Annotated in this window: 11 protein-coding genes; 4 read left to right on the forward strand and 7 right to left on the reverse strand. The window is 65.7% G+C overall.

Annotated elements, in window-relative coordinates:
• Nucleotides 1-281 precede the first annotated feature (281 nt).
• The gene (locus tag AC5E6L_RS12265) at nt 282-590 is read right to left on the reverse strand and encodes a DUF1244 domain-containing protein (protein ID WP_491773629.1); all 309 of its coding nucleotides are present in this window, start codon (nt 588-590) and stop codon (nt 282-284) included.
• A gap of 202 nt (nt 591-792) precedes the next feature.
• Here AC5E6L_RS12265 and AC5E6L_RS12270 point away from each other — a divergent pair, with 202 nt between their 5' ends.
• Both AC5E6L_RS12270 and pyk read left to right on the forward strand, forming a co-directional pair.
• Nucleotides 793-1,290, forward strand: a complete 498-nt coding sequence (locus tag AC5E6L_RS12270) for a DUF1036 domain-containing protein (RefSeq protein WP_491230833.1) — start codon at nt 793-795, stop codon at nt 1,288-1,290.
• On the forward strand, nt 1,287-2,726 hold the full coding sequence (pyk, locus tag AC5E6L_RS12275; protein WP_491230832.1) for a pyruvate kinase: 1,440 nt from the start codon (nt 1,287-1,289) through the stop codon (nt 2,724-2,726). Before AC5E6L_RS12270 ends, pyk begins: the two co-directional genes overlap by 4 nt.
• Nucleotides 2,727-2,738: 12 nt before the next feature.
• Here pyk and AC5E6L_RS12280 read toward each other — a convergent pair whose 3' ends face one another.
• The 3 genes from AC5E6L_RS12280 to ykgO form a co-directional block, all read right to left on the reverse strand.
• Complete coding sequence (locus AC5E6L_RS12280; protein ID WP_491773644.1) at nt 2,739-3,815, reverse strand: alpha/beta fold hydrolase; 1,077 nt, start codon at nt 3,813-3,815, stop codon at nt 2,739-2,741.
• A 58-nt stretch (nt 3,816-3,873) separates the two neighbouring features.
• Nucleotides 3,874-4,527 carry a tetratricopeptide repeat protein gene (locus AC5E6L_RS12285; protein WP_491773631.1) on the reverse strand — a complete coding sequence of 218 codons (654 nt, stop codon included), beginning with the start codon at nt 4,525-4,527 and terminating at the stop codon, nt 3,874-3,876.
• A gap of 139 nt (nt 4,528-4,666) precedes the next feature.
• A complete protein-coding gene (gene ykgO / locus AC5E6L_RS12290; RefSeq protein ID WP_039723547.1) occupies nt 4,667-4,792 on the reverse strand; it encodes a type B 50S ribosomal protein L36 in 126 nt (41 codons plus the stop codon).
• Between the two features lie 237 nt (nt 4,793-5,029).
• Here ykgO and AC5E6L_RS12295 point away from each other — a divergent pair, with 237 nt between their 5' ends.
• A complete protein-coding gene (locus AC5E6L_RS12295) occupies nt 5,030-5,854 on the forward strand; it encodes a class I SAM-dependent methyltransferase (protein ID WP_491773634.1) in 825 nt (274 codons plus the stop codon).
• Between the two features lie 35 nt (nt 5,855-5,889).
• On the opposite strand, the gene AC5E6L_RS12300 is transcribed toward AC5E6L_RS12295, so the two are convergent.
• The 3 genes from AC5E6L_RS12300 to AC5E6L_RS12310 are packed head-to-tail and all read right to left on the reverse strand — an operon-like array spanning nt 5,890 to nt 7,694.
• A complete protein-coding gene (locus tag AC5E6L_RS12300) occupies nt 5,890-6,966 on the reverse strand; it encodes a 5-(carboxyamino)imidazole ribonucleotide synthase (protein WP_491773636.1) in 1,077 nt (358 codons plus the stop codon).
• The gene (purE, locus tag AC5E6L_RS12305) at nt 6,966-7,457 is read right to left on the reverse strand and encodes a 5-(carboxyamino)imidazole ribonucleotide mutase (protein ID WP_491773638.1); all 492 of its coding nucleotides are present in this window, start codon (nt 7,455-7,457) and stop codon (nt 6,966-6,968) included. Before purE ends, AC5E6L_RS12300 begins: the two co-directional genes overlap by 1 nt.
• 27 nt (nt 7,458-7,484) lie before the next feature.
• Nucleotides 7,485-7,694, reverse strand: coding sequence for a YdcH family protein (locus tag AC5E6L_RS12310; protein ID WP_491773640.1), 210 nt, complete (start codon nt 7,692-7,694; stop codon nt 7,485-7,487).
• Nucleotides 7,695-7,843: 149 nt separating this feature from the next.
• Here AC5E6L_RS12310 and AC5E6L_RS12315 point away from each other — a divergent pair, with 149 nt between their 5' ends.
• A complete protein-coding gene (locus AC5E6L_RS12315; protein WP_491773642.1) occupies nt 7,844-8,020 on the forward strand; it encodes a YdcH family protein in 177 nt (58 codons plus the stop codon).
• Nucleotides 8,021-8,157 lie beyond the last annotated feature (137 nt).

Genomic DNA, 8,157 nt, shown 5'->3' on the forward strand with positions numbered 1-8,157 from the left:
TTGACGACGCCGGCGGCGGAAAAGACGTCCAAGCCGGAGGCCGGCAACCGATTGAAATCAGATGATGGCCGCACATCGCCCGCGCTTGGTCTTTTGCGCTCTGGGCGGCGTTGCGCGCGCCTTGCGGTGCCCGCACCGCGTCGTTGCGCGCGTCTTGCCAGATCACAAAATCCCGGCGCTCAGACGATGCCAGCCAAAGACAAACCGCTCTAGTGTCCTGATCGAATCTGAAGTTCGTACGGAGCATGCTGCGTAACGAAGCGAACTTCAGATCAGGGACACTAGCCGTGCTTGGCCGTCTGGCTCGCAAAGGCGGCTTTTTGCGCCTCGCTCGCCTCGGTCTGGTGCCTGGCTTTCCACTCGTCATAGGGCATGCCGTAGACGATCTCGCGGGCCTGTGCTCGGGACAGGTCGATGCCCTTTTCGGCGGCCGCGTCCTGATACCAGTTCGAAAGGCAGTTGCGGCAAAATCCCGCCATGTTCATCAGGTCGATGTTCTGAACGTCGGTGCGTTGGCGCAGGTGGGCGACCAGCGTGCGGAAGGCGGCGGCTTCGAGCTTGGTGCGGGTGTCTGGGTCGATCGCGGACATGAGGATTTCCCTTTGGACGTTACAATTGCGAATGTTCTCAATGAACTATGATTTGGGATTACAATTTGGCATCCGGCACGGTCTTGTCCAGAGGCGCGGGGCGGATGCGTTCGGCCGCGCGCGCGGATTGACAATGGGGCCACCCATGCCGATACAAGCGGATATGCGGGTTCGAGCCGAGGCCATGACGCGGTGGTGTAGCATGCGGGCGCTTCTGGCCCATGCCCTGGTCGCGGCGGGTCTTGCCGGCGCGGCGATGATCGCCGTCAGTGCGCCCGCCCGCGCCGATTTCCGTGTCTGCAACGCCACTCAGGAGTTGGTCGGCGTCTCGATCGGTTATCGCGCCCGCGCAGGCTGGATCACCGAAGGTTGGTGGCATGTCGAGCCTGCGCGCTGCAAGACGCTGATCGAGGGCGCGCTCGCCTCGCGCTATTATTATCTTTACGCCGAGGACGCGTTGCGCGGCGGCCGCTGGGACGGGCCGATCCAGATGTGCGTGGCCGAGCGCGAGTTCAAGATCACCGGCGTCAACGATTGTTTCGCCCGCGGATTCCAGCGTGTGGGCTTTCGCGAATACGATACCGGCAACCAGCAAAGCTGGATGGTGCAACTGGTTGACAATGACGCGGTTGACAATGGCGGCGCCGCGCCGGAAGAACCCTCGGAGGCATCCAATGTCACCGAGGGGACCGGACAGTGAAACGCAGCCGCAGGGTCAAGATTCTCGCCACGCTTGGTCCGGCCTCCTCCACCGAAGATATGATCGGCCAGCTGCATGAGGCCGGCGCCGATCTCTTTCGCATCAATATGAGCCATGCCAGCCATGATCTGATGCGAGAGTTGGTCGGCCGGGTTCGCGCGGTCGAGAAGCGGGCCGGCCATCCGATCGGGCTCCTGGCGGATCTGCAAGGTCCCAAGCTGCGGGTCGGCACGTTCGCGGCCGGCAAGGTTTCGCTGGAGGTCGGACAGAGCTTCACGCTCGATTCCGATGAAGCGCCCGGCGATGCGGCGCGCGTGCACCTGCCGCATCCCGAGATTCTGGAGGCTGTCCAGCCGGGCCACCGCCTGCTGATCGATGACGGCCGGCTGCAACTGGCGGTGACCGCCGCCGATGGCTCCTCGATCGCCTGCACCGTCGTTTCGGGCACGGTGATCTCCGACCGCAAGGGCGTCAGCCTGCCCGATACGACGCTGGGCGTCGGCGCGCTGACCGACAAGGACCGCGTCGATCTGGACGCGGTCCTCAAGGAGGACATCGATTGGGTGGCGCTGTCCTTCATCCAGCGGCCCGGGGATCTGGCCGAGGTGCGCAAGATCGCGCGCGGGCGCGTGGCGCTTCTGTCAAAGATCGAAAAGCCGCAGGCCGTCGAGCGGATCGACGAGATCATCGAACTGTCGGACGCGGTGATGGTGGCGCGCGGCGATCTGGGCGTCGAGATGCCGCTTGAAAGCGTGCCCGGCATTCAAAAGCAGATCACGCGCAAGGCGCGCCGGGCGGGCAAGCCGGTGGTCGTCGCCACGCAGATGCTCGAATCGATGATCGCTGCGCCCGTGCCGACACGCGCCGAGGTCTCGGACGTTGCGACCGCCGTCTTCGAGGGGGCCGATGCGATCATGCTGTCGGCCGAATCGGCCGCCGGCGACTATCCGGTCGAGGCGGTGCGCACCATGTCCTCCATCGCCAGCCGCGTCGAGCGCGATCCGACCTATCCGGGCATCATCAACGCACAGCGGGCCGAGCCGCAGGCGACCGGCGCCGACGCGATTTCCGCCGCCGCCCGGCAGATCGCCGAAACGCTCGAACTGAGCGCGGTCGTCTGCTACACCGCTTCGGGCACGACGGGCCTGCGCGCCTCGCGCGAACGCCCCAACGTGCCGATCATCGCGCTCTCGCCCGTCTTTGCCACCGCGCGGCGCCTGTCGCTGGCCTGGGGGCTGCACTGCGTGGTCACCGACAGCGAGCCCTCCGACCTTGACGACATGGTCGATCGCGCCTGCCGGATCGCGTTCGCCGAGAAGTTCGCCAAGCCCGGCGACCGGATCATCATCACGGCCGGCGTTCCATTGGGCACGCCGGGCGCGACCAACATGCTGCGCATGGCCTATATCGGCTCGGACGGGCTGAGCGGGATCTGACGGTTGCGCCGTTCAGTCCGCACGGTAGCCCGCCGCCTCGACCTGCTTGCGGATCACATCGTCATCAAGGCACCGTTCGAGCGGGCCGTGGGCGTCGCCGGCAAGACGCGCTTGCTCGACTTGGGCCAGCGCCTTCAGGTCGCGGGGCAGGCCCGCGATCTTTTCGAGCGCCGCGATGGCGAGACCGTCCACCACATGGTCCGGCTTGTGGCCCAGATTGCCGATGAGCATGCGTTCGGCGTTCGGCAGGTCGCGCGCAAGGCCCGCCGAATGGATGGACGGCAGGACGATCGTGTCCTTGTCTCCGGTCACGATCACCGCCGGCGTCTGGATGCGTCCATAGAGCGGGGCGGTGTCGGCGACATAGTCGAACAGGTTGGCGACATCGATCGCGTTGGCGCGAAAATGGGACGGCCGGAACAGCAGCGGAAGCCGGGTGCGGTCGGCATAGCCTTCGGTGGGACGGTTGGGCGCGAAGACGCAGGCGGTTCCGGCGTCGAGCCGCATGAGGCCGCCCGGCATGGCCAGCGTTTCGGAGAACAGCCAGCCGATCACCGGCATGGCGGTCAGCGAATAATACCAGCTTATGCCGCCGGGCCAGGGGTGGCTGACCGGGGACAGGAAAAGCGTGCCGACCGTCTTTTCGGGATGGTTGAGGGCAAACGCGGCGGCGACCGCGCCGCCGAAGGAGTGTCCGACGACGATCGCCTTGGCGATGCCGCGTTCGTCGAGCAGCGCGGCGAGCGTTCGGGCTTGGCCGTCGGGCAGGGCGTTGGCCGCCGGCCCGCGCGACGACCAGCCATGGCCGGGCCGGTCGACGAACACCAGTTCGGCGCGGCCGCGCAGCCGGTCCGCATAGATCGTCATCGCATCGTGCAGATTGCCGCTCGCGCCGTGCAGGAAGACGATGGGCGGCAGATCGGCGCCGATGCCCGCAGGCATATGCACGAAATGCATGCGCGTGCCGTTGACGGTGGCGAACGACCCCTCTGGCGGATAGCGCCGCTCGATGATCGCAACGCCGATGCGCGTCGCCAGCATCAGGGTCAGGGTCAGCGCCAGAAGCGCTGCGGCGATGGCCGCGAACATGTTCAAGGGCAGTGCCTTTGATCAATGACGATGCGGACAGGGCCGCGCGCGGGCGGGATCAGGTCGGCTCTCCGGCCAACTCGTCGCTGAGGCGGATCACCGCGTCCTGGGCGGCCCGCATGGCCGGATAGATGTCGAGCGTGCGCTGCCAGGCTTCGAGCGCGGCCTCGGCGTTGCCGGTCCGCTCCAATATGGTCGCCATGCCGGACAGGGCGCCGAAATGGCGCGGCTCAAGCGCCAGCGTCTTCTGGATGTCGTTCATCGACTTGGCGTAATTGTTCATCGTGAAGTGCAGCGTGGCGCGGCGGTTCCAGCCCTCGGCATAGCCGGGCGCGCGCATGACCACCTGATCGAGAAAGTCGAGCGCCGTCGAATAGCGCCGGTCCTCCACCGCCTGGCCAGACCAACTCATCATCAGGTCGATGCTGGCGCTGCCCGAGCGGTGCCATTGCGCCCAGATGTTGTCGGCGACCGGCCGGGCGCGGCGCGGGTCCTGTGTGCGCTTGAGCCGGGCGAAGAGTTCGTTGAGCCGCTCCTCGCGCCCATCGGCGATCAGCGGCACATCGTCGATCGGCGGCAGCGTGACGCCGGTTTCGGGCCGGGCCGGCTCGGAAAGCGGCGCTTCGGGATCGATGATCGTCTGCGCCCCGACCGGGCAGGCGGCCAGGAACAGGGTGGAAACCATGGCGGCAATGGTCAGGAGCGGGCGCATGCGGGAAATCTATCGCGCCGTTCCCACCCGTCAAACGCAAAAAAGCGTGAGCGCCCGTGAGCACACGATATGGAAAGGCGCGCGCCGGTTTCGAAATTCCCGGTAAATCGCCGGTTAAAACGCCCGGCGGCGCAGGCCGTCAGCCCTGGCGCGCCTTGTAGCGCGGGTTCTGCTTGTTGATCACATAGACCCGGCCCTTGCGGCGCACGATACGGTTGTTGCGGTCGCGGGTCTTGAGCGATTTCAGCGAATTCTTGATTTTCATCGTCGTGTCTCGGGCGGTCCGGCCGGCGCCTGCACGCCTGACGCTAGCAAACAAAACGCGCCGTCCGGCGCGCTGATTTCGTGGGCGGGAGATACAGGCAAAGCGCGGCGTGTGTCAAGTTGGCGGCGCGGATCGTTCTGGTGGTTCTTGCTATCTGATCTGATAGCGTCGTTGTACAAACCGCGATGACGAGCGTGTCGCGCCAATCATGGGTGTTTGACGAGGTGTGTGCCAGCCATGGACGACCGTGATGTTACCGACGAAGCCGTCGCGAAGCATTGGAACGGCAATGCCGATCAATGGACGGCGGACGTGCGCGCGGGCTTTGACAGCTATCGCGAATTGTTCACCTGGCCGGCCTTCCGTCAGTTTTTGGGTCATGTGGCCGGATGCAGGGTGATCGACCTTGGATGCGGTGAAGGGAGCAACACACGTCATATCGCCCGGGCCGGCGCCACCGTTGTCGGTATTGATCTGTCCGATCGCCTGATAGGCCACGCACGTGCCGCCGAGGCGGCTGAACCGCTCGGCATCACCTATCATGTCGGCTCCTATTCGGAGCGGACATCCTGTGATGACGCTTCGTTTGATCTGGCAATCTCGACGCTTGCCCTGATGGATGGTGCGGACCTGAAGGGCGCAATGAACGAGGCCTATCGATTGCTCCGGCCGGGCGGCAGACTTGTTTTCTCGGTTCTGCATCCCTGTCATATCTCGCCGGGCTTGCGCTGGGAGCGTGATGGAGAGGGGCGCACGACAGGATTGGTCGTGGATCGCTATCATGACCGAAGCCCGTTTATTGAAACGTGGCGCTTTGGCGACCGACCGAAACCGACAGATGATCGGCCGCAAGTCGAGCCGTTTGCGGTTCCGCGCTTTCCACGGACACTGGCTGACTGGACGAACGCGATCGCTGATGCTGGTTTCGTCATTGAGCGAATGGAGGAGCCGGTGCCCAGCGAAGAAGCGATCGCTGCACATCCGCGTTTCGCGCGTTGGCGTGACCATGCGGCGATTTTGTTGATGGTGAGAGCCAAACGACCTGAACAGGAAAGGCTCTAGGTTGTTGGCCCTGCCGACATGGCAATTGCCCTTGCCTACCGTGGCACCAGCCGCACCACATGGCCCATCTTGCGGCCGGGCTTGATGCCTGTCTTGCCATAGTCGTTGAGGCGCACCGCGCCGTCGCCCGCCCATTCGGCGAGGCCGTTAATGTCCTCGCCCACCAGATTGGTCATCACGCAGTCGCTGTGGCGGTAGCTTTCGGCCAGCGGCCAGCCCGCGACGGCCCGGATATGCTGCTCGAACTGGCTGACCGAGCAGGCCGCCTCGGTCCAGTGGCCCGAATTGTGCACGCGCGGGGCGATCTCGTTGGCGATCAGGTGGCCATCTTCCATGACGAAGAATTCGAGCGCCAGCGTGCCGACATAGCGCAGGCGGGCGGCGAGCGCGCGGGTCTTGGCCATGGCGTCGGCCATGACGGCCTGATCGAGGCCGCACGGCACCGTCGAGCGGGCGAGCATGCCGCCTTGATGGTCGTTGCGGGCCGGCTCGAACTCATGAACCGTGCCGTCCGGGGCGCGTGTCACGATGACGGAGATCTCGCAGGCGAAGTCGACAAGGCCCTCAAGGATCGACGGCGCGCCGCCGATCCGCCGCATCGCCTCTTCGGCGGCCGGGTCGGCCTCGCCATGGCCGAACCGGATCTGGCCCTTGCCGTCATAGCCGAAGCGGCGGGTCTTCAGGATCGCGCCCTTGCCGTCGAGATCGGCCAGCGCCATTGCGAGTTGCGGTGCGCCGTCGATGGCGCGGAACGGGGCGGTTTCGATGCCGGTTTCGCGCAGGAACGTCTTTTCGGTCAGCCGGTCCTGCGTCACGCGCAGCGCCCAGGCGTCCGGGTGGACCGGGATGCGCCCGGACAGATATTCGAGCGCGCCAAGGTCGATGTTCTCGAACTCGAAGGTGGCGACGTCGCAGCGGCGGGCCAATTCGTCGAGCGCGGCGCGATCGTCATAGGCGGCGGCGATGTGCTCGTCGCAGAAGCGCGCGGCCGCACAATCCCGGTTCGGGTCGAGCACGATCGCCCTGAAGCCGAGCCGCGCTGCGGCCTCGGCGAGCATGCGGCCGAGCTGGCCGCCCCCCAGAAGGCCGATCGTCGCGCCACGCCCGAGCATCACGGGTCCGGTTGCGGTTCGAGGGCGACCTTGTCCGCCTGCGCCTTGCGCCAGGCATCGAGCCGCGCGCGCAGCTTCTCGTCTTCATTGGCCAGGATCGCGGCGGCCAGCAGGCCGGCATTCGTCGCGCCCGCTTCGCCGATGGCCAGCGTTCCGACCGGCACGCCGGCGGGCATCTGCACGATGGAGAGCAGCGAATCCTGCCCCGACAGCGCCCGGCTCCGCACCGGAACGCCGAGCACCGGCACCGATGTGAAGGCGGCGGTCATGCCCGGCAGGTGGGCGGCGCCGCCAGCGCCGGCGACGATCACCTTGAACCCGTTCGCGCGCGCGCCGGTGGCGAACGCGACCAGCCGGTGCGGCGTGCGGTGGGCCGAGACGATCCGCGCGGCATAGCCGATTTCGAGCGTGTCGAGCATGTCGGCCGCAAGGCGCATGGTCCGCCAGTCGGACTGGCTGCCCATGATGATGGCGACGGGCGTGGTGTTCATTGCGACGGACCCTGGATCTGTACGCGTTCAGGCGATGATATCGGGAATGATCTGGTCTTCGACCCTGTGCATGCGATCCTTGAGGGCCAGCTTCTTCTTCTTCATGCGCTGGATCTGCAACGGATTGCAACCGGCCTCGACCATCGCTTCGATCGCCGCGTCGAAGTCGGCATGGTCCTGCCTGAGCCTGGCGAGCAGCAGCCGAAGCTCGGCCTGATCCTGTTCGGAAGATGTCATTTTCGACAGGGAACGGTTCGTCGATTGCGGCGGGCAACGGCCCATACCACAAAACACGGTGTAGCAAAATGCGACGTCCGGCCATTCGACACCTGCTTGATTCCATGGCACGCTTTGGCGGTTCGAAGGCACGATGAAGGAGGAGCTTGATGTCAATTGATGGTCATCTCGACGCCCTGAGGCGCAAGCACGGTGCGTTGGACAGCGAAATCAACGACATGCTCGCGCGCCCCGCGCCCGACGAATCCGAACTCATGCGCCTGAAGCGCGAAAAGCTCCGCCTGAAGGACGAGATCGAGAAGGTCAAGGCGCAGACGCGCCATTGACGCGCGCCCGTTTCGAGCCCCCGGCCGGAGGCGGGCAGGCGGGCGCTGAGCCATTCGCCTGTGGATAAACGCCTAGAGCGGTTTGTCTTTAGATGGGAGCGGTTTGATGGACAGGGTTTTTCGCCGCAGCGAGGAAA

It is taken from the genome of Roseitalea sp. (assembly GCF_984466335.1).